Origin of the sequence: Phenylobacterium haematophilum (assembly GCF_014196295.1) — a bacterium.
Lineage (GTDB): Bacteria > Pseudomonadota > Alphaproteobacteria > Caulobacterales > Caulobacteraceae > Phenylobacterium > Phenylobacterium haematophilum.
Genome location: NZ_JACIDK010000002.1, coordinates 74,563 through 93,739, shown reverse-complemented (window position 1 = coordinate 93,739; position 19,177 = coordinate 74,563). Strand labels below are relative to the sequence as shown.

At 67.8% G+C, this 19,177-nt stretch carries 20 protein-coding genes; 10 read left to right on the top strand and 10 right to left on the bottom strand.

Features of this window, described 5'->3' with window-relative positions:
- Positions 1-95: 95 nt before the first annotated feature.
- From GGQ61_RS06280 to GGQ61_RS06255, 6 genes are all read right to left on the bottom strand, one after another.
- Positions 96-506, bottom strand: coding sequence for a hypothetical protein (locus GGQ61_RS06280; protein ID WP_183770792.1), 411 nt, complete (start codon positions 504-506; stop codon positions 96-98).
- A gap of 117 nt (positions 507-623) precedes the next feature.
- Positions 624-1,262 carry a DsbA family protein gene (locus GGQ61_RS06275; protein WP_183770790.1) on the bottom strand — a complete coding sequence of 213 codons (639 nt, stop codon included), beginning with the start codon at positions 1,260-1,262 and terminating at the stop codon, positions 624-626.
- A gap of 146 nt (positions 1,263-1,408) precedes the next feature.
- Complete coding sequence (locus tag GGQ61_RS06270; RefSeq protein WP_183770788.1) at positions 1,409-2,053, bottom strand: hypothetical protein; 645 nt, start codon at positions 2,051-2,053, stop codon at positions 1,409-1,411.
- Positions 2,031-2,234, bottom strand: coding sequence for a hypothetical protein (locus GGQ61_RS06265; protein WP_183770785.1), 204 nt, complete (start codon positions 2,232-2,234; stop codon positions 2,031-2,033). Before GGQ61_RS06265 ends, GGQ61_RS06270 begins: the two co-directional genes overlap by 23 nt.
- Before the next feature lie 32 nt (positions 2,235-2,266).
- The gene (locus GGQ61_RS06260; protein WP_183770784.1) at positions 2,267-3,610 is read right to left on the bottom strand and encodes a tyrosine-type recombinase/integrase; all 1,344 of its coding nucleotides are present in this window, start codon (positions 3,608-3,610) and stop codon (positions 2,267-2,269) included.
- 271 nt (positions 3,611-3,881) lie between these two features.
- Positions 3,882-4,820, bottom strand: a complete 939-nt coding sequence (locus GGQ61_RS06255) for an ABC transporter ATP-binding protein (protein WP_183770782.1) — start codon at positions 4,818-4,820, stop codon at positions 3,882-3,884.
- A 158-nt stretch (positions 4,821-4,978) separates the two neighbouring features.
- On the opposite strand from GGQ61_RS06255, the gene GGQ61_RS06250 reads away from it, so the two are divergent.
- Both GGQ61_RS06250 and GGQ61_RS06245 read left to right on the top strand, forming a co-directional pair.
- Positions 4,979-5,227, top strand: coding sequence for a zinc-finger domain-containing protein (locus GGQ61_RS06250; RefSeq protein ID WP_183772372.1), 249 nt, complete (start codon positions 4,979-4,981; stop codon positions 5,225-5,227).
- A 102-nt stretch (positions 5,228-5,329) separates the two neighbouring features.
- Entirely contained in the window at positions 5,330-6,118 is a 789-nt protein-coding gene (locus GGQ61_RS06245; protein WP_183770780.1) for an isocitrate lyase/PEP mutase family protein, read from the top strand.
- A gap of 3 nt (positions 6,119-6,121) precedes the next feature.
- Here the strand turns inward: GGQ61_RS06245 and GGQ61_RS06240 are convergent, their stop codons facing one another.
- The gene (locus tag GGQ61_RS06240) at positions 6,122-8,146 is read right to left on the bottom strand and encodes an MHYT domain-containing protein (RefSeq protein ID WP_183770778.1); all 2,025 of its coding nucleotides are present in this window, start codon (positions 8,144-8,146) and stop codon (positions 6,122-6,124) included.
- Between the two features lie 208 nt (positions 8,147-8,354).
- Here GGQ61_RS06240 and polA point away from each other — a divergent pair, with 208 nt between their 5' ends.
- Positions 8,355-11,219 carry a DNA polymerase I gene (gene polA, locus GGQ61_RS06235; protein WP_183770777.1) on the top strand — a complete coding sequence of 955 codons (2,865 nt, stop codon included), beginning with the start codon at positions 8,355-8,357 and terminating at the stop codon, positions 11,217-11,219.
- Positions 11,220-11,433: 214 nt separating this feature from the next.
- On the opposite strand, the gene GGQ61_RS06230 is transcribed toward polA, so the two are convergent.
- Both GGQ61_RS06230 and GGQ61_RS06225 read right to left on the bottom strand, forming a co-directional pair.
- Positions 11,434-11,973 carry an ATP-binding protein gene (locus tag GGQ61_RS06230; protein ID WP_183770775.1) on the bottom strand — a complete coding sequence of 180 codons (540 nt, stop codon included), beginning with the start codon at positions 11,971-11,973 and terminating at the stop codon, positions 11,434-11,436.
- Between the two features lie 6 nt (positions 11,974-11,979).
- Positions 11,980-12,882 (bottom strand): LysR family transcriptional regulator, encoded by a 903-nt coding sequence (locus GGQ61_RS06225; RefSeq protein ID WP_183770773.1) that lies wholly within the window; start codon positions 12,880-12,882, stop codon positions 11,980-11,982.
- Positions 12,883-13,059: 177 nt separating this feature from the next.
- On the opposite strand from GGQ61_RS06225, the gene leuC reads away from it, so the two are divergent.
- From leuC to leuB, 6 genes are read left to right on the top strand one after another with little or no spacing between them, the layout of a single operon-like run.
- Positions 13,060-14,484, top strand: a complete 1,425-nt coding sequence (gene leuC, locus GGQ61_RS06220) for a 3-isopropylmalate dehydratase large subunit (protein ID WP_183770771.1) — start codon at positions 13,060-13,062, stop codon at positions 14,482-14,484.
- Positions 14,484-15,203 (top strand): hypothetical protein, encoded by a 720-nt coding sequence (locus GGQ61_RS06215; RefSeq protein WP_183770770.1) that lies wholly within the window; start codon positions 14,484-14,486, stop codon positions 15,201-15,203. Before leuC ends, GGQ61_RS06215 begins: the two co-directional genes overlap by 1 nt.
- Entirely contained in the window at positions 15,200-16,057 is an 858-nt protein-coding gene (locus tag GGQ61_RS06210; protein WP_183770768.1) for a VOC family protein, read from the top strand. Before GGQ61_RS06215 ends, GGQ61_RS06210 begins: the two co-directional genes overlap by 4 nt.
- Before the next feature lie 25 nt (positions 16,058-16,082).
- Positions 16,083-16,694, top strand: coding sequence for a 3-isopropylmalate dehydratase small subunit (gene leuD / locus GGQ61_RS06205; protein ID WP_183770766.1), 612 nt, complete (start codon positions 16,083-16,085; stop codon positions 16,692-16,694).
- Positions 16,691-16,993 (top strand): antibiotic biosynthesis monooxygenase, encoded by a 303-nt coding sequence (locus tag GGQ61_RS06200; RefSeq protein ID WP_183770764.1) that lies wholly within the window; start codon positions 16,691-16,693, stop codon positions 16,991-16,993. Before leuD ends, GGQ61_RS06200 begins: the two co-directional genes overlap by 4 nt.
- A gap of 27 nt (positions 16,994-17,020) precedes the next feature.
- A complete protein-coding gene (gene leuB / locus GGQ61_RS06195; protein ID WP_183770762.1) occupies positions 17,021-18,073 on the top strand; it encodes a 3-isopropylmalate dehydrogenase in 1,053 nt (350 codons plus the stop codon).
- On the opposite strand, the gene GGQ61_RS06190 is transcribed toward leuB, so the two are convergent.
- Positions 18,070-18,705 carry a DUF6134 family protein gene (locus GGQ61_RS06190; RefSeq protein ID WP_183770760.1) on the bottom strand — a complete coding sequence of 212 codons (636 nt, stop codon included), beginning with the start codon at positions 18,703-18,705 and terminating at the stop codon, positions 18,070-18,072. The two genes, leuB and GGQ61_RS06190, sit on opposite strands and share 4 nt — an antisense overlap.
- Between GGQ61_RS06190 and GGQ61_RS06185 the strand changes: the two genes are divergently transcribed.
- Entirely contained in the window at positions 18,704-19,174 is a 471-nt protein-coding gene (locus GGQ61_RS06185) for a DUF6481 family protein (RefSeq protein WP_246370581.1), read from the top strand. The genes GGQ61_RS06190 and GGQ61_RS06185 overlap by 2 nt on opposite strands.
- Positions 19,175-19,177: the final 3 nt, after the last annotated feature.

The window sequence follows — 19,177 nt, the reverse complement described above, 5'->3', positions numbered from 1 at the left end:
TGACACTTCTACTAGGCCAACATGAGCGGCCCGATGTGCGGGCGGCGCTGAATTTTGTTCCTTCGCTGCGTCCGCGCGGGGCGAAACCGGCGTCTCTACGAGAGATCAGGTTCCGGAAACTCAAGGGCGCCCTTCCTGTCGAGCACCTTCGTGAGGATCACGCGCTCGCGCAGCTTGAACTCGAAGTCCTGCAAGTAGACAGCGTTCATCTCGGTATCAGGTCTGGCGATCGGGGCTCGCTTCTCCGGCGCCATGATATACTTGCCGACCGCCGCATCGAAGCTGTCGAGATCCTTCCAGACCCCGATGTTGATGTAGGTCGTGTAGGCTTGGTCGGTCAGGCTGAACGTATTGAACTTGGGGTCGCTGTCGAGCGCCACTGTGGTCAGCATTTCCCGATAAAGCCCGGTATTGGGCTCGATCGTCATCTGCTTCCAAATTTCCTTGAACTTTTCCTCATGGCTGAAGCCCTTCTTGATCAGCCAGTGAACCATGATGATGACCATAGTCGCCCCCCTTTGTAGACAATCTGTAGCCGGGGAGGGCGCGATTGTCCCTGGCGACCCGGCGGAAAACCTGACCGTCACTTCGGTCGCAGCGACAGGCCCAGGTCAGATCCAGCGTTACGGCTTGGCGCCGTCGTCCCGGCGAGCTTTGAGAAAATCGTATATCAGCGGCAGCCGATCTTGACCCCAAAATAGCGTCCCATCCTCAGCGACGAGGGTAGGAACGCCGAATGCGCCTTGGCCGTGAGCCTGTTCGATCAACGACTCGTGGTACGCGTCGATCTCGCCTGACGAGATCATCGCCAGAATTGATGACGGCTCAAGACCGGCGACGAGAGCGCCCCGTGAAAGGTCCTCGACTGTCCCAGGCGGTTCCCCAAAGACGAACGTGCGCTCCAACGCCCATGATGAAAACTCAGGTGCGCGGCCCAGAAGTTTCGCCGCCACCGCCCACATGGCGATCTGGCGCCAGTCGACCTTCGCCTCCCCGGGGTCGCGGTAAGGCACGCCGTAGTGTCGAGCCCAACGTGCGGCGTCCTCGGCTCGGTAAGCCCAGGAATACTGGCCCCGTTGCGCCGTCGGGGCGAACGGATCGGGGCCGACGCGTCGAATAAGATCGGGGCTGTAGATCGGACACCAGTTCAAAGCGACGTCAGCCGCGGAGAGCATTTTGAGCTGGGTGACCGCGAGATAGGAATAGCGGCTGCCAAGCCCGAAGTAGAAGTCGAAGCTGGCAAGCGGGTGCGTCGCGGGCATCGGGTTTTAGATACCTTCATCTAATATCTCGATCAAGCCGGCAGGGCTTGCCGCGTGGTGTTGTCAGCGAGTGCCGCACCGTCGCCAGAAGCAATATTCCAGCAATATCTTTGCCGGTGGCTTCAATGGCCGACCAACTGGCTCTTTCACGATTGCGCAGCCCTGACCTGAAGCCACCCTCGCACAAGAAACAGATAATCGCTGTGGGTCAGATCGTCGGGATCGAGGCGACGCTGAGCGATCAGTGGCCCGACCTCGGCCTGAAACTGGCGAAAGTCGGCCTGCAGCGCAACGGCGCCCGGTAGCGGCTCAGCGGTTCGCGGCCGATGTTCGGACAGCCAGTTTCGAACACAGCGGATCGCACCGTCCGGATCATTGCCATGAGACTCGATGTCTTGGCCGCTGATATCGGAGAGCGCCCGGTCGTAGCGATGGCGCTCCGCATCGAGGATCAGAGCCCGCTTGCGCCGGTGGCGCCTTTCGCCCAGCAGCCGGGCCCCGAGATGAATCCCGAGTTCCATGGGCATATTGAATCTCGGCACGCCGCCGTCATCGACTTCGACCCGTGACAGGTCGTGGATGCCCCAGTCGCACTCGCCGATCAGCGTGGCGATCTTACCGACCCGGATTTCAGCGCCGTCTGTCGCGTCCAGCGCGGTGCGCGGATGGTAGCCGGCAGCGATGATGGCGAAGACCATCGCGCGCAGGATGGGCCTGAACTCTTCATCGAACGGACAATTGATAAAGACCGACTTGGACGCGGGCAGGCTACGCCTGGGCGGGTTCGCCACGCGACTGCTCCGACACTTTTCGCAAATCGTCGAGGATGGCTTGCGCAAGTGGCGAGCGGCGGAGATTGGCTGGGGGAATCTTGATCCCCCGATAGACGAACGCCTTCTGGGCCGGGGCGGAGCGGCGCGCTCGAATCTTCTTTTTCGCGGTCGTCGCCATGTCCTCAATATGCGTCATCATTGCCTCTCCGACAAGGTTTTGTGGGGGAACGGTCAAGCTGCGAGCGGTAGGTCTTCGCCATCCCCGGCGGCCTTCGACAGGAACCGCGTCAGAGACGCCTTCCGGGACGCGCGGTCGAGGGCGTAGCTGTTCTGCTTGAACTGTGCGCCATTCAGCAGGCCCTCGATATAGCCTGAGATATTATCCGCAGCCATGATGAGCGCGGTATCGAGCGTATGGATGTAGCGCCCGGTGATCGAGCCCTTGGCGTGGCCGATCAGCGCCGCAATCGTCACTTCGGTGAAGCCCAGATCGTTGGCGATGCTGGCGAAGCTGTGGCGGAGCACATGCGGCGTCACGCCGGCCAGGGGCGAGCCCTTGAAAATCCGGTCCCAACGGTTCTGGAAGTACCCGTAGGATTGCTCGACGTTGCGGCCGGGGAAGACATAGCTGCCGGCCTTCGACCGTCGGCGGCGTTCGAGCCGCTCGACGACGGATAGGCCGATGGGCCGAACAGAGGCGCCCTCCTTGCTGTCGACGAGGCGCAGGCAACTGCCGTCGAAGTCCACTTCGGCCCACTTGAGCTTGACGATCTCGCTGCGGCGGCAGCCGGTCAGCGCGAGTTGACGGATGATCTCGACGGCGATCGCATTGTCCTCGTCGCGCGCCGCCTCGGCGAGCATCCCGCCGAGGGTTCGGTATTCAGCTTCTGACAGTCGCCGCTCGCGGACGTTGCCCTTGGGCTTCTGGATGCCGTGCGCGGGGTTGCGCTCGATGATGCCGAGGTTGACGGCGTAAGTAAGGATGCCGCCGAGCAGGCCGATGGTGCGTCGCGCGGTGCCGGGGCCGCCCTTGACCACCGACTTTCCGCGCAGCCTCGAGGTCTTGAACATGCCGCGGGTCTTGCCGGCGATGATGTCCTTCATCACCGCAATGATGCAGGCCCGGGTCAGGTCCTGCACCCTACGTTGGCCGAGCAGCGGCACGATGTGGCGCAGCACACGGCCGCTGTCGGTCGTGATGGTGGTCTGCTTCTTCGGTCGTCCGCCTTTGCCCATGATCAGACCGGCGTTCAGGTCTTTGACGTAGAGTTCGCAGAGTTCCTTGACCGTGATGGCCTTGTGGTTGAGCAGGCGCTCCTCGGAGGGGTTGTCGCCCTTGGCGACACGTCCGAGCTGAACCTTGGCCTCGCGGCGGGCGGTTTCGGGAGCCCAAACGCCGTGCTGCCCAATCGTATAGCGCCGCGTTCGACCCAGGGCGCGGTACTGGATCATGTAGCTGCGCTTGCCGGACGGGAAGACACGCAGGCCGAAGCCGGGCAACTCATCGTCCCAGATGATGTATTCCCCGTCACGGGTCTCGGCAGCGTCCACGACGCGCTTCGTCAGCTTGCTCATCGGCGTTCTCCGCAGTCTGGCCCTGCTTCCGCGGAAGCACCACGGAAGCAGTTGGAGGCCAATCCACGGTTACAATGGGTAAGTCTGGCGAAGCCTGTTGGCTAGATTAGTCTTTGCCTAACAGTAGCTTAGCGTAGAAAGACAAAGCGTAGCGTAGATTGGCGTAGACCCTCTTTTTCCAGTTCGGAGGGCAACGCTCTATCCAGCTGAGCTACGGGTGCGTCTGAGCGAGTTGCGCTGTCTAGCCGAAACCTAAGCGAAACGGAAGCGCTCAGGCGCCCGCGGTGGTGAGCGAAACAAACACGTCCTCCAGGTCCGGGTCCTCGGTGGCGATGTCCTTGATGTGCAGACCGGTGGCGCGCACCGCCGCCAGCACCTGCTCGACGCTCGACTGGCCGGTCCGATAGGTCACCTGGAACGCCCCGCCCGCCCGCGGTTTGGTCTCGAAGCCCGGCAGCTCCGGGGCGACCATCAGCGGTTCCTCCGGCGTCACCACCACATTACGGGTATCCAGCCGGCGCAGCAGGCTCGAGGTCGGCTCGCAGGCCACCACCTCGCCGCGGTTGACGATGGCGATCTGGTCGCAGAGCTCCTGGGCTTCTTCCAGGTAGTGCGTGGTCAGGACGATGGTCACGCCCTTGCGGTTCAGCTCGACCACGTAGTTCCAGAGCTGGCGGCGCAGCTCGACGTCGACCCCGGCCGTCGGCTCGTCGAGGATCAGCACCGGCGGATTGTGCACCATGGCCTTGGCCACCATCAGGCGCCGCTTCATGCCGCCCGACAGCTGGCGCACATAGGCCCCGGCCTTGTCGCCCAGGCCGAGCGCGTTCAGCAGCTCCATGGTCCGGCGCTCGGCCGGCGGCACGCCGTACATGCCGGCCTGCACCTCCAGCGACTCGCGCGGCGTGAAGAACGGGTCGGCGGCGATCTCCTGCGGCACCACGCCGATCGCGGCGCGTGCGTCGCGCGGGCGCTGGTCGATGTCACGGCCCCAGATGCGCACCGTGCCGGCTGTCTTCTTGGTCAGGCCGGCCAGGGTGTTGATGAAGGTCGACTTGCCCGCGCCGTTGGGGCCCAGCAGCCCGAAGATCGATCCGCGCGGGATCTTCAGGTCCAGCCCGCGCAAGGCGTGCATCTCCGGCGCGGTCTTGGTCGCCGGGTAGATCTTGACGACGCCTTCGGCCTCGATGGCGAACTCAGGTAGGTCCATGCGTCTCTTTGTGTCCGGGGCGTGCATTGACGGGCGAAGCCGTGGTCCGATACCTAGGCGCGTGCGGCGCATCCGCCAAGCTTCCGCCGCCGGAGAGTTCAAGAATGGCCCGTAAAGCCCCCGTTCCCGACCAAGGCCGCTCCTCGCAATTGGAGCCCATGCCCGCCAAAGGCGCCCTTACGCCGGACCTGCCGCCGTCGGAAGTGGTGGTGGTGCGCTCGGGCCGGGTCGCCTGCGACGGCGTCGGCGGCGCGCTGGGCCATCCGCGCGTGTGGCTGGAGATGGGCGAGGCGACTTTCGTCGAGTGCCCCTACTGCGACCGCCGCTTCGTGCTTCCGGACGGTTCGGAAGGCCCCGAGGACGAACGCCTGGCCCCCGGCGTCTACGAAGGCCCGCACGGCCACTGACACACCGTTGTCAGCAGCCCGCTGACCACGGCCGATTCCCGCCGGGATGTCACAGGCCCGGCGCCTATATCGTCTTCACCTGAGCCACAGGAGGAGGCGACCATGAGCCAAGCAGCGGTTTTCAAACAACTCCACGCGGATCCGCAGATCCTCGTGCTGCCCAACGCCTGGGACGCCGCCAGCGCGGCGCTGATGGAGGACGCCGGCGCCAAGGCCGTCGCCACCTCGTCGGCCGCGGTCGCCTGGGCCCACGGCTACGCCGACGGCGACCTGCTGCCGGTCCCCACCCTGCTCGCCGCCATCGGCGAGATCGCCCGCGTGCTGAAGGTCCCGCTGACCGCCGACATCGAGGGCGGCTATTCCGACGACCTCGCGACGCTGGCCGAGACGATCAAGGGCGTCGTCGGCGCCGGCGCGGTCGGGATCAATCTCGAGGACGGCGGCCGCGATCCCGACCTGCACGCCCGCAAGATCGAGGCGGTCCGCAAGGCCGCGGGCGCCGAGCTGTTCGTCAACGCCCGCACCGACGTCTATCTGCGCGGCCTGGCGGAAGGAGACGCCGCGCTGGCCGAGACCCTGCGCCGCGCCGAGCTCTATCGCGCCGCCGGCGCCGACGGGATCTTCGTCCCCGGCCCGACCGACGAGGCCCTGCTCGGAACCCTGGCGCGCGATATCGCCCTGCCGCTCAACGTCATGGGCCGCGGCGGCGCGCCGAGCGCCGAGCGGCTGCAGGCCCTGGGCGTGCGGCGGCTGTCCTCGGCCACCGCCCCGTTCCGCGCCGCCTACGCCGCGCTCGGCCGGGTGATCAGCGACTTCCTGGCCAGCGGCGATTCGAGCGCCCTGGCCCAGGCCGGCCAGGGTCTGCCCGACCTCAACAAACGCTTCAGGTAGACGCTAGGCGCTGACCGCGGTCGTCGGCGGCGAGCGTTCGACGGCCGCGGTGATCGCTGCGACCAGGGCCTCGATGTTGATCGGCTTGGTCAGGTAGCCATGGAAGCCGGAAATCTTGCCGCGGGTGACCGTCTCGGCCAGCACATTGGCCGAGATCGCGATCACCGGGATGTCGCAGGTCGCCGGGTCGGCCTCCAGCCGCGCCTTGACCTGGAAGCCGTCCATGCCGGGCAGGTTGATGTCCAGCAGGATGACGTCCGGGCGCAGGGTCGCCGCCAGCTCCAGCCCCTCCATCGGCAGCTCGGCCACATGCAGGTCGAGCGTCCCCAGCGCCTCGGCGATGTGGCGCATCAGCCGGATGTTCGAGGCGTTGTCCTCGATATAGAGCACCACCGCGTCCGGGGCCTTGCCGGCCAGGGCCTGGCGGCGGTCCTCCTCGCGGGTCGCGACCTGGGCCGGCTCGGCGGCCGGCAGGTCGACGATGAAGGTCGAACCGACGCCCTCCAGGCTCTGAACGTCGAGCTTGCCGTTCATCGCCTCGACCAGTCGGCGGGTCAGGGCCAGCCCAAGGCCCGCGCCCTCCACGCCCGAGCCCTCGCGGCCCAGCCGCTCGAACGGCTCGAACAGGTCGGCCATCCGGCCGGTCGGGATGCCGAGCCCGGTGTCGCGGACGCTGATCAGCACCCGGTCGCCGAGGGCGCGGGTGGTCACCTCCACCGCGCCGCGCGGGCGATTGTACTTGATAGCGTTGGAAATCAGGTTCGCCAGCACCTGCTTGAGCCGCAGGTGGTCGGCGCGCACCGCCAGCTTGGCCTCCGGCTCGGCGATGGTCACGCTGATCCCCGCGCGGTCAGCCATCGGCCGGAAGGTCCCGGCCAGGGCCTGGGCCACCTCCTGCGGGTCGATCGCCTCGATCGAAACCGAGACCTTGCCGCTTTCGATCTTGGCGAAATCGAGCACTTCCTCGATCAGCGCCAGCAGGTGGCGCCCGGCCGTGTGGATCTGCTCGACAGCTTCGGTCTGGCGTTCGGTCAGCGGCTTGACGCTGCGCATGCGCAGGATGTCGGCGAAGCCGATCACCGCGTTCAGCGGCGTGCGCAGCTCGTGACTCATATTGGCCAGGAAGTCGGACTTGGCGCGGTTGGCGTCCTCGGCCCGGCGGCGCTGCTCGTCCAGCGCGGCCAGCGCCGTGGTCAGGTCGGTGGTCCGCGATTGCACCGCCGACTCAAGCTGGCCGTTGATCTCCCGCAGCCGCTCGGCCTCGGCCAGCGAGCGCGCCTCCAGCCGCCGGTCGATGTAGGCGCACATCAGCCCGACGGTCAGGATCAGCGCCGTACACGCCGCGATGGTCGCCGACAGCAGCGAACCGGAGACCAGCTGTCCGTCGCCGTCCGCCACGCCGGGTCCGGCGACGATCACCGTGCCGGCCATGGCCGTGAAGTGCATGCCGCATATCGCCGCGGCCATCACGATCGCCGCCGCCGCCCGCTGGCGCGCTGTGCGCAGATTGACCACCAGCCACAGGGCCACGCTGGCCGCGGCCACCGCGATCAGCACCGACAGCCCGAAGAAGCCGGGCCGGTAGTAGACCTCGCCCGGCAGCCGCATGGCCTCCATGCCCATGTAGTGCATGACCGCCACGCCCAGCCCGACCAGCGTCCCGCCGGTCAGGATCCGCCGCCAGCCGCCGCCGTCGGCGATGGCCTTCAGCCCTCCGGCCACGGCGATCACCGCGATGGCGCCCGACAGGATGGTCAGCCCGGGGTCGTACTCGACCTTGAACGGGGTGCGGTAGGCCAACATGGCGATGAAGTGCATCGACCAGACCCCGCCGCCCAGCACCCCCGCCGCGCCGAGCAGCCAGAACCGCCGCGCCGGGCCTTGAGCCGCATTGAGCCGCTCGGCCATGTCCAGGGCGGTGAACGAGGCCACCACCGCCACGAGATAGGAGATCACCACCAGGGCGCCGTCATGCCCCGTCGCGACGCCGTCGACGCTATTGCTGAAGCAGAGACCTAAAATCTCCACGCACCACCCCATCCCCAGAATGATCGTCAGAACTTCTCATGAGTGTATCGATTCGAAGTTACGCCCAGATCACTAACGGCGTGAATTCGTGCGATGACTACTTATACTGTACTTTACGTATTTTACGCACAAAGCCGCACCCAACGAACCTGCGCCGCGTCGCCACGCGACGGATGACCTTCGCCCGCGTGCACCCTATGTTCCCGCCATGACCGACGCGCCCCTCGACGCCCCGACCCTCGCCGACATCCCCCGCGAACCGACCCAGGACGGCCCGGCCGTGCGGCTCTACCTGGTCGACGGCTCGGGCTACATCTTCCGCGCCTACCACGCGCTGCCGCCGCTGACCCGCAAGAGCGACGGCCTGCCGATCGGGGCGATCAGCGGCTTCTGCAACATGCTCTGGAAGCTGCTCGTCGACATGAAGGCCCAGCCCGAGAGCCCGACCCACCTGGCGGTGATCTTCGACCACTCCGAGAAGACCTTCCGCAACAAGCTCTACGACCAGTACAAAGCCCACCGGCCGCCGCCGCCCGAGGACCTCGTTCCGCAGTTCCCGCTGATGCGCCGCGCCGCCCGCGCCTTCGGCATCCCCAGCCTGGAGCTGCCCGGCTACGAGGCCGACGACTTGATCGCCGCCTATGCCTGCAAGGTGCGCGACGCCGGCGGCGAGGTGACGATCATTTCGTCCGACAAGGACCTGATGCAGTTGGTCGGCGACCGGGTGTCGATGCTCGACACCATGAAAAACGTGAAGATCGGCCGCGAACAGGTCATCGAAAAGTTCGGCGTGCCGCCGGAAAAGGTCGTCGACGTCCAGGCCCTCTGCGGCGACAGCGTCGACAACGTGCCGGGCGCGCCAGGCATCGGCGTCAAGACCGCCGCCCTGCTGATCAACGAGTACGGCGACCTCGACACGCTGCTGGCCCGCGCCGGCGAGATCAAGCAGCCTAAGCGCCGCGACACCCTGATCGCGTTCGCCGACCAGATCCGCCTGTCGCGCGAGCTGGTCCGCCTCGATTGCGACACCCCGCTGCCCGAGCCGATCGACGCCCTGGTCGTCGACGACCCGAACGCCGAGGAACTGGCCGCCTTCCTCGAGGAGATGGAGTTTCGCACCCTGGCCCGCCGCGTGGCCGGCGGCGGGACGGCCGCCTCGGCGACTCCCGCGCCGACGCCGCTCGCCCGTCCGGCGCCCGCCCCGGCCGCCGCGGCGATCAATCCCAGCGACTATGTCTGCGTCCGCGACCTGGCCACCCTCGACGCCTGGATCGCGCGGACCAAGGCCATGGGCGTCGTCGCCTTCGACACCGAGACCGACGCGCTGTCCTCGGCCAACGCCAACCTCTGCGGCGTCTCGCTGGCCGTGGCGCCGGGCGAGGCCTGCTACATCCCGGTCGGCCACGAGAACGAGAGCACCGGCGGCCTGGAGTTCGAGGCCCCCGAGGCGATCCACCAGCTGCAGCTGGACGAGGTGATCGCCCGCCTGAAACCGCTGCTGGAAGACCCCACGGTGCTCAAGGTGGCGCAGAACGCCAAGTACGACATCGCCGTCCTCGCCCGCCACGGGATCGCCGTCGCGCCGATCGAAGACACCATGCTGATCAGCTACGCCCTCGAGGGCGGGCTGCACAAAAGCCACGGCATGGACGAGCTCTCCAAGCGCTGGCTGGAGCACGAGCCGATCAAGTTCTCGTCCGTCACCGGGACCGGCAAGTCGCAGAAGAGCTTCAAGCACGTGCCGCTGGAACCGGCGACCTGCTACGCCGCCGAGGACGCCGACGTCACCCTTCGGCTCTACCAGCACCTGCGCCCGCGCCTGGCGCATGAAGGCCTGCTGACGGTGTATGAGACCCTGGAGCGCGGCATGCCGCCGGTGCTGGCGGCGATGGAGAACGAGGGGATAAAGGTCGACACCGACACCCTGCGCAAGCTCTCCAACGACTTCTCGGTGCGGATGGGCGAATTCGAAGCCGAGGCCCACCGCCTGGCCGGCCGCCCGTTCAACCTCGGCAGCCCCAAGCAGATCGGCGAGGTGCTGTATGGCGAAATGGGCCTGGCCTCGAAGCGGCTGACCGCCACCGGCGCGCAGGGCACCGACGCCTCGGTGCTCGAGGAACTGGCCGCCCAGGGCCACGAGCTGCCGCGCGTGCTGCTCGACTGGCGCCAGCTGTCGAAACTCAAGGGCACCTACACCGACAACCTGGTGGCCGCGATCTCGCCCCGCACCGGCCGGGTGCACACCTCCTACGCCCTGGCTTCGACGACCACCGGACGGCTGTCGTCCAACGACCCGAACCTTCAGAACATCCCGATCCGCACCGAAGAAGGCCGCAAGATCCGCAAGGCCTTCATCGCTGAGCCGGGCCACGTTCTGATCAGCGCCGACTACAGCCAGATCGAGCTGCGGATCCTCGCCCACGTCGGCGACATCCCGCAGCTGAAGAAGGCCTTCATGGAGGGCCACGACATTCACGCGGCCACCGCCTCGGAGATGTTCGGGGTGCCGATCGAGGGCATGCCGTCCGAGACCCGCCGCCGCGCCAAGGCGATCAACTTCGGCATCGTCTACGGCATTTCAGCCTTCGGCCTGGCCAACCAGCTGTCGATCCCGCAGGACGAGGCCGGAGCCTACATCAAGACCTACTTCGAGCGCTTCCCCGGGATCCGCGCCTACATGGACCGCACCAAGCAGGCGGCCCGCACCCAGGGCTTCGTCACCACCATCTTCGGCCGCAAGGTCCACATCCCGGCGGTGAACTCCAAGTCGCAGGCCGAGCGCGCCTTCGGCGACCGCGCGGCGATCAACGCTCCGATCCAGGGGGCCGCCGCCGACGTCATGCGCCGGGCGATGATCCGCATGCCGGGCGCGCTGAAGCAGGCGAGGCTGGAAACCCGCATGCTGCTGCAGGTGCACGACGAACTGGTCTTCGAAGCCCCGGAAGCTGAGGCCGACGCCGCCATCGACGTCATCAAGAAGGTGATGGAACGCGCCGCCGAACCGGCGCTCGCCCTGTCGGTCCCGCTGGTCGTGGAAGCCCGAGCCGCGGCCAACTGGGACGACGCCCACTAGGTTTCGCCAGCGGCGGCTCGAACATGATGCATTTCGCGCGCGGCTAGGCGTCGCCTAAGCCTGACACTTCATCCCGGTTTCGGCGCAGCCGAAGACCGGGCCCCATGAACACCAGATGGATCGGGACGAGGCCCGGCCTCGCGCCTTCCGTCAAAGCACTGTGCGAATGGGCCGCGGACAAGCGCTTTGCGCTTTCGGGGATGACACCCGTTTCCTACCCCGCAGACGCCAGCACCCGCGCCACGCTCTCGTCCAGGCTCGGCGCGCCGACGATCTCGACCACCGGGCAGGTCAGCGCCGCCAGCCAGGCTCGGTGCCGCTCCAGGCTGCGGCCTGGAAAGCCAGGCGTCTCGTAGGCCTGCGCCCAGGCCAGGAACTCCAGATGCGCGGCGTGCATCGCCCCGCCCGGCTCGATCGCCGCGCCGTAACGCGCGCGCTCACGGGCCATCAGCCGCGCCATCCGCACGGCGTGCGGCACGTGCAGGAACACCACCAGGTCGAAGCGCGGGACGAACACGTCGCCCCAGCCGATCAGCGAACCGGAGATCACCCAGGACGGTTCGCCCGCCACCTCCGCCTCCATCATCGCCACCCGCTCGGCCTCGGGCCGTTTGGTGGTGAACGGCGGGTCGGTCGCTTCCCAGAAGTAGTTGTCGGTGTCGAGGTGCTTGACGCCCAGCCGCCCGGCCAGCGCCGCGCCCAAGGTGGTCGTGCCCGAGGACGAGGCCCCGACGATGTGGATACGCTGGGACATGCGAGGTTAGGCCTTCCGGCCCTCGGCGATGAAGGCCTGAAAGCCGGCGACCAGGTGATCGAACATCAGCCGCATGCGCCGGTGGCCGCGTAGGTTCTCGTGCATCGCGATCCACACCTCGAGCTCGAAGCCGAAGGCGTTGGTGAGCAGCGGCGTCAACCCATATCGGCGGGCGATCTGGTGCTGGCAGGCCCCGACCCCGACCCCAGCCCGGATCGCGGCGATTTGCGCCAGGTCGTTGTCCGACCGGAAGGCGAACAGCTCGCGGCTGACCTCCCAGGGCAGCTCAAGGTCGGCGAGGGCCTGCAGCGCCGGGGTCTCGCGGTCGAACCCGACGACGGTATGGGCAGTCAGGTCTTCGAGGGTCTGCGGCGCGCCGAAGCATTCAATGTAGTCGGGCGAGGCGTAGAACCCGACCCCGATGGCGCCGACCTTGCGGGCGACCAGCGCCCCTTGCGTCGGACGCACCATGCGCACGGCGATGTCGGCGTCGCGCCGCGACAGGTCCTCGGCGCGATTGGACAGCACCAGTTCGATGTCGATCTCCGGATGCTCGCGGCGAAACGATCCCAGGATCGCAGGCAGCACCTCGGCGCCCATGATCTGGCTGGCGGTGATGCGGATCGCGCCCTTTAGCTCGTCGGCCGCCCCGGAGGCGTCCCGCAGAGCTGCGGCGGCGGCGGCGTGCATCTCGGCCAAGTGGCTTTCCAGTTGGCGGGCGAGGTCGGTGGGCGTGAGGCCGCGCGGCGAGCGCAGGAACAGCGGCGCGCCAAGCTTCTGCTCCAGCGCCTCGATATGACGCCCCAGGGTCGGCTGCGTCAGGCCGCGCGCCTTGGCCGCCGCCGACAGGCTGCCGGCCTGAAGCACGGCATGCAGGCTCTGGAACAGGTCCCAATCGGCGTTCGCCATGCACTTATGAATAGCCGATCTGCAAAATTCGGCAAACACGGGTCGGTATGGATCTTTCCATTCCGGCAAGCGCGCGCTGGTCGCGGCGGCCGGCGCGCTCGAAACGCCTCCGGAAAGTCCCTCTTTTCTCCGGCTCAGGTGTTTCCACCCGAACCGGAAAGGGTCTAGATGCCGGCCATGGTTGGAAAGACGCTTTACGACAAGATCTGGGACGCGCACGTCGTCGAGGAACAAGACGGCGAGACGATCCTCTATATCGACCTGCACCTCATCCATGAGGTCACCACGCCGCAGGCCTTCGCCGGCCTTCGCGCCAACCACCGGCCTGTGCGCCGTCCGGACCGCACGCTTGCGGTCGCCGACCACAACATCCCGACCGAGGGCCAGGCCAAGGGCGTCGCCGCCGTGGCCGACGACGAGGCGCGCCTGCAGCTCCAGACGCTTGAGCGCAACGTCAAGGACAACGGCATCGAGTTCTTCCCGATGGGCGATATCCGCAACGGCATCGTCCATGTGGTCGGGCCCGAGCAGGGCCGCACCCAGCCGGGCATGACCATCGTCTGCGGCGACAGCCACACCTCGACCCACGGCGCGTTCGGCGCCCTGGCCCACGGGATCGGCACCTCGGAAGTCGAGCACGTGCTGGCGACGCAGACCCTTCGCCAGAAGAAGGCGAAGAACATGCGCGTCACGGTCGACGGGACGCTGGCGCCCGGCGTCGGCGCCAAGGACATCGCCCTGGCCATCATCGGCGAGATCGGCACCGCCGGCGGCACCGGCTACGTCATCGAGTATGCGGGCGAAGCGATCCGCAACCTCTCGATGGAAGGCCGCATGACCCTGTGCAACCTGACCATCGAGGGCGGCGCCCGCGCGGGCCTGGTCGCGCCGGACCAGACGACCTACGACTACATGCAGGGCCGCCCGGCCGCCCCCAAGGGCGGGGCCTGGGAAATGGCGCTCAGCTACTGGAAGACGCTCTATTCCGACGACGACGCGGTGTTCGACCGCGAGGTGGTGATCGACGGAAGCGTGATCGCCCCGCTGGTCACCTGGGGCACCAGCCCTGAGGACGTCATCGCCGTCACCGACGTGGCGCCCGATCCGGACAGCTTCGCCACCCCGGACAAGCGCGCCTCGGCCGCCCGCGCCCTCGAATACATGGGCCTGACCGCCGGCCAGCCGATCCAGGACGCCAGGATCGACGTGGTGTTCATCGGCTCGTGCACCAACAGCCGCATCGAGGACCTGCGCGAGGCGGCCAAGGTCGTCCAGCACGCCTTCGTTCACGGCAAGATGGTCGCCGAGCACGTGCGCGCCATGGTCGTGCCGGGCTCCGGCCTGGTGAAGGCCCAGGCCGAGGAAGAAGGCCTGGACGCCATCTTCAAGGCGGCGGGCTTTGACTGGCGCGAGCCGGGCTGCTCGATGTGCCTGGGCATGAATCCGGACCGCCTCAGCCCCGGCCAGCGCTGCGCCTCAACCTCGAACCGCAACTTCGAGGGCCGCCAGGGGCGCGGCGGCCGCACGCACCTGATGAGCCCGGCCATGGCCGCGGCCGCCGCCATCGCCGGCCACATCGCCGACGTCAGGGACTTCATGTGATGATGAGCGCCCGCACCAGCTTTCTGATCTGGTGGGGGCTTCCCATCCTTTGCGCCGGCCTCGGCGCCATGGCCGCCGCATACATGGGCGAGGGCGGCATGTTCGGCAGCGGTCCCGGCCAGGTCGGGCCGCTGATGCTGATCGGCGGCTACATCTTGGTCGTCGGCCTGTTGGCGGTGGTCTTCCGAATGCGCCAGAATCTCGCAGCCTTCGAGGACCGGGACAGGTTCGACAAGCCCGTCGAAGCGGCGATGGTCGCGCTGTGCTTACCGATCCTGGCGGCCGGCATCTGGCTGTTCGCAGCCGGCCTGCGCGCCGACCTCGGCCCTAGCCGCACCGTCGCCGGCCAGCTTGAGCACATCGACAAGGTCGGGGCCTTCGGCCGCAGCTTCGGGATCAATCTCGTCACGACGGCCAGTCCGCTGATCCTGCCCTGCCGCGTCGAGCGCAACTGCGGCAGCCCGGTCCCGCTGCTGCGCCTGCAACCCGGCGCCAAGCTCGAGCTCGAACTGCTGAACGGCAAGGTGCTCGGGCTCAAGGCCGACGGCCGCCAGCTGGTCGAACCGGCCGTGCAGCGCGCCTGGCGGGTCGGCTTCGCCGCGGCGGGTCTGGTCCTGCTGCTCGCCTACGGGGCCGCCTTCGTGATCGCCTCGCTGCGCCTGCTGCTCGACGCTGGCGAGCCCGAACCCGAAACGCCCACCTACTGGACCGCGCCGTGATCTCAGGACTCGACCATATCGCCCTGGCGGTGCGCGACCTGCCCGCCGCCATCGACGGCTACACCCGCCTGCTCGGCCGCGCCCCCAACTGGGTCGGCGGCGACGGCGGCGCGCGGCACGCCTGGTTCCAGTTGCCCAACATGGCGCTCGACGTCATCGCCGCGGACGGCGAGGGCGCGTTCGGCGACACCATCCGCGCCCACCTCGACGCCCACGGGGAGGGCATTTGGGCGATCGCCTTCACCACCCCCGACATCGAGGCCGCCCACGCGCTGCTGGCCCGCCGCGGGATCGGCGGTTCGGTCCCGAGCTCGGTGCGCTCGACCCATGACGACGGCCGCAAACGCTACTGGACGACCAGCACCCTGGACGCCGCAGCCGCCGGCGGGATCAACATCCTGCTTACCGCCCCGCCGCGCGACGGGATCGCCTGGCCACAGTCCGAGCCGACCGGGCCGGCGCCGATCGCCCAGCTCGACCATGTGGTGATCTACACGCCGAACCCCGACCGGGCCCTGGCGGTCTACGGCGCCAAGCTCGGCCTGGACCTGCGGCTAGACCGCTCCAATCCCGATTGGAAGGTCCGGCAGCTTTTCTTCCGCTGCGCCGATAGCGTCGTAGAGTTCGCCTCGCGCCTCGATCGGCAGGATTCCGACGGGCTCGACAGCTTCGGAGGCCTTGCCTGGCAAGTGACCGACATCGATGCCGCCCAGGCCCGTATAGCTTCGGCAGGTTTCGACGTTTCCGAGGTGAAAACCGGCCGAAAGCCCGGCACCCGCGTCTGCACGATACGATCAGGGGTTGCGTCCGCCCCGACCCTCCTCATCTCGCAGGGCGCCCGCCCCTCGACCTGACCTGAACCTCTGCTAAGACCACGCCATGCAAGCCTTTACCCGCCTCGACGCCAAGATCGCCCCGCTGCCGCTGGCGAACATCGACACCGACCAGATCATTCCCAAGCAGTTCCTCAAGACCGTGGAGCGCGAGGGTCTGGGCCGCGGCCTGTTCTACGACTTCCGCTTCGACGAAAACGGCAAGGAAAAGAACGACTTCGTTCTGAACCGCCCGGAGTACAAAGGCGCCGGCGTGCTGGTCGCCGGCGACAACTTCGGCTGCGGCTCGTCGCGCGAGCACGCCCCCTGGGCGCTGATGGATTTCGGGATCAGCTGCGTGATCTCGACCAGCTTCGCGGACATTTTCTATAACAACTGCTTCCAGAACGGCCTGTTGCCGGTGGTCCTGAAACCGGAGGAAGTTCAGGATCTTATGGAAGAGGCCAAGGGCGGCAACCACATGGTCACCGTCGACCTCGCAGCCCAGACCGTGGTCTCGCCGTCCGGCAAGACCTTCAGCTTCCAGATCGACCCGTCCCGCAAGGACAAGATGCTCAACGGCCTCGACGCCATCGGCGAGACCCTGCAGGCCGCACCGTCGATCGACGTCTTCGAAGGCAAGCGGGCCATCAGCCAGCCCTGGCTGGAGCGGGCGTGAGCCTGATCATCGCCGGTACGGTGCGGGTGCCGCCGGAGTTCCTGAACGACTTCCGGCCGCACATGCGCGCCATGCTGGACGCCAGCCGCGGCGAGGACGGCTGCCTCGAATACTCCTACGCCGAGGACGTGCTCGATCCCGGCCTGATCCGGGTGTTCGAGGCCTGGCGCGACCAGGCCGCGCTCGACGCCCACTTCAAAACGCCGCACATGGCGACCTGGCGCAGCCATTGGCCCGCCTTCGGGGTTTCCGATCGCCGGCTCTTCGCCTACGAGATCGCCTCCGAACGCCAGCTCTAGGCGCGTGACTTTTACGGGGGTTCCCACATGACCGACCTGCTCCTCCTGCCCGGCGACGGCATCGGCCCGGAAGTGACCGCGCAGGTCCGCCGCGTGGCCGAGGCCCTGGTTCCGGACCTCGCCATCGAGGAGCGGCTGTTCGGCGGCGCCAGCTACGACGCCCACGGCCTGCCGCTGACCGACGAAACCCTGGCCGCCGCCAAGGCGTCGAAGGCCGTGCTGATGGGCGCGGTCGGCGGTCCCAAGTGGGTCGGCGCCCCGCGCGACAAGCGCCCGGAGGCGGGCCTGCTGAACCTGCGCGCCGGCATGGAAGTGTTCGCCAACCTGCGCCCGGCCCTGTGCTTCAACGCCCTGGCCGACGCCTCCAGCCTCAAGCGTGAGCTGGTTGAAGGCCTCGACTTCATGATCGTCCGCGAGCTGACCGGCGGCATCTACTTCGGCTCGCCGCGCTTCATCGAGGAGCTGCCCGAAGGAGGCAAGCGCGCCGTCGACACCCAGGTCTACACCACCGCCGAGATCGAGCGTGTCGCCCGCGTCGCCTTCGAACTGGCCCGCGGCCGCCGCAACAAGGTCCACTCGGCCGAGAAGTCCAACGTGATGGACTCGGGCCTGCTGTGGCGCGAGGTCGTCTCCGATCTGCACAAGCGCGAGTACGCCGACGTCGAGCTCGAGCACATCCTGGCTGACAACGCGGCCATGCAGATCGTCAAGAATCCCAAGCAGTTCGACGTCATGGTCACCGACAACCTGTTCGGCGACATCCTCTCGGACGCCGCCGCCCAGCTGACCGGCTCGCTCGGCATGCTGCCCTCGGCCGCTCTGGGCGCGCCCGGCAAGCCGGGTCTCTACGAGCCGATCCACGGCTCGGCCCCGGACATCGCCGGCCAGAACCTCGCCAACCCGCTGGCCGCGATCCTGTCGCTGGAAATGGCCCTGCGCTGGTCGCTGGACCGCGCCGAGGCCGCCGACAAGCTCTACGCCGCGGTGGTCAAGGCGCTCGAAGGCGGCGCCCGCACGCGCGACCTGGGCGGCTCGCTCTCGACCGTGCAGATGGGCGATGCGGTGCTCGCGGCCCTCTAAAGCCGCCGGTACTCCATCGTCGAGCCGTCCGGGAGACGGCCGCGGAGGGCGGCCCAGGCGCCGCCCTGGTCGTACCAGTTGTCGATCTGGCTCTCGCCCCGCAGGCTCCAGCGGGTCGCGGCGATGAGTTCGCCGTTGGCCAGCTTGATCCGCTCGGCGCCCACCCGACGCGCCGTCAGCCGCAGCAGCTTGCCCTCCTGGGGGTTGAACAGCGGGCCGCTCAAGGCCTCCGCCTTCCAATGGGTCAACGGCGAGGCCTGCGCCGGCGCCCGGATCCGTCCGCCGGCGGCGTCGATCGTCACCGCCTCGCCCTCACGCCGGGCGCTGACCTTTTGCACCCGGCCGTTGCCGTTGGTGGTGGTCTCCAGGGTCGAAAACCGGCCTCCCCGCCAGCGCTCCAGCGCCCGGTGGGTGTAGCGATAGACCGGAACCGGCCCAAGCTTGACCAGCAGCGAGACCTCGGTGCGGACCGCGACATCTTCGGCGGCGCCCGAAAAGCTCATCACGTGTTCGCCGACCCGCACTCCGTCGCGGAAGACGGCGAAGGCGAGCCGGTCCGCCGCCGCGGCCCGCGGCGCTCCCAACAGCGCCAGGCCCGTCGCCACAAGGGTTCTGCGCGAAATTGCATCCATGGCGGTCCTCCCGGAAGCGGCGCGGGTGTGCGCCTGTCCGGCAGATACGTGCATCCGCGCCACATGGACGCCCCGCGGCGAACAAACGCACCATCTCCCGATTGCATTTTCCCGCGATTTGGGAGATGGGGACGCCCGCATGAGCTATCTTAAGAACAGCACTTTCCAAGACCGCGCGACCGCGTCCCTCGAAGCCAAGAAGGCTCTCCTGGCCAAGATGAAGGTGAAGCCCACCGTCACGGCCGAACCGGGCACCGACCGCGCCACCATCAAAGCCAACGAACTGGCCGAGCTGCGCGCCAAGCGCGAGATCGAGCGCGCCGAAAGGCGTCGCGTTCAGGCCGAGCAGGACGCGCTCAAGCGCGAGATCGAGGCGTTCAACGCCGAGACCGCCGAGCTCGAGCTGCGCGCCGCCCAAAAGGCCGCGCGCGACGCCCGCTACGCCGCACGCAAGCAACGTCGCAAATAGACT

Bases quoted from the DNA above. Each gene is read 5' to 3' on its own strand.
- GGQ61_RS06280 (WP_183770792.1), bottom strand. From the start codon at position 506: ATGGTCATCATCATGGTTCACTGGCTGATCAAGAAGGGCTTCAGCCAT.
- GGQ61_RS06275 (WP_183770790.1), bottom strand. From the start codon at position 1,262: ATGCCCGCGACGCACCCGCTTGCCAGCTTCGACTTCTACTTCGGGCTT.
- GGQ61_RS06265 (WP_183770785.1), bottom strand. From the start codon at position 2,234: ATGATGACGCATATTGAGGACATGGCGACGACCGCGAAAAAGAAGATT.
- GGQ61_RS06260 (WP_183770784.1), bottom strand. From the start codon at position 3,610: ATGAGCAAGCTGACGAAGCGCGTCGTGGACGCTGCCGAGACCCGTGAC.
- GGQ61_RS06255 (WP_183770782.1), bottom strand. From the start codon at position 4,820: ATGGACCTACCTGAGTTCGCCATCGAGGCCGAAGGCGTCGTCAAGATC.
- GGQ61_RS06250 (WP_183772372.1), top strand. From the start codon at position 4,979: ATGCCCGCCAAAGGCGCCCTTACGCCGGACCTGCCGCCGTCGGAAGTG.
- GGQ61_RS06245 (WP_183770780.1), top strand. From the start codon at position 5,330: ATGAGCCAAGCAGCGGTTTTCAAACAACTCCACGCGGATCCGCAGATC.
- polA (WP_183770777.1), top strand. From the start codon at position 8,355: ATGACCGACGCGCCCCTCGACGCCCCGACCCTCGCCGACATCCCCCGC.
- GGQ61_RS06230 (WP_183770775.1), bottom strand. From the start codon at position 11,973: ATGTCCCAGCGTATCCACATCGTCGGGGCCTCGTCCTCGGGCACGACC.
- GGQ61_RS06225 (WP_183770773.1), bottom strand. From the start codon at position 12,882: ATGGCGAACGCCGATTGGGACCTGTTCCAGAGCCTGCATGCCGTGCTT.
- leuC (WP_183770771.1), top strand. From the start codon at position 13,060: ATGGTTGGAAAGACGCTTTACGACAAGATCTGGGACGCGCACGTCGTC.
- GGQ61_RS06215 (WP_183770770.1), top strand. From the start codon at position 14,484: ATGATGAGCGCCCGCACCAGCTTTCTGATCTGGTGGGGGCTTCCCATC.
- leuD (WP_183770766.1), top strand. From the start codon at position 16,083: ATGCAAGCCTTTACCCGCCTCGACGCCAAGATCGCCCCGCTGCCGCTG.
- leuB (WP_183770762.1), top strand. From the start codon at position 17,021: ATGACCGACCTGCTCCTCCTGCCCGGCGACGGCATCGGCCCGGAAGTG.
- GGQ61_RS06185 (WP_246370581.1), top strand. From the start codon at position 18,704: ATGGCGGTCCTCCCGGAAGCGGCGCGGGTGTGCGCCTGTCCGGCAGAT.
- GGQ61_RS06190 (WP_183770760.1), bottom strand. From the start codon at position 18,705: ATGGATGCAATTTCGCGCAGAACCCTTGTGGCGACGGGCCTGGCGCTG.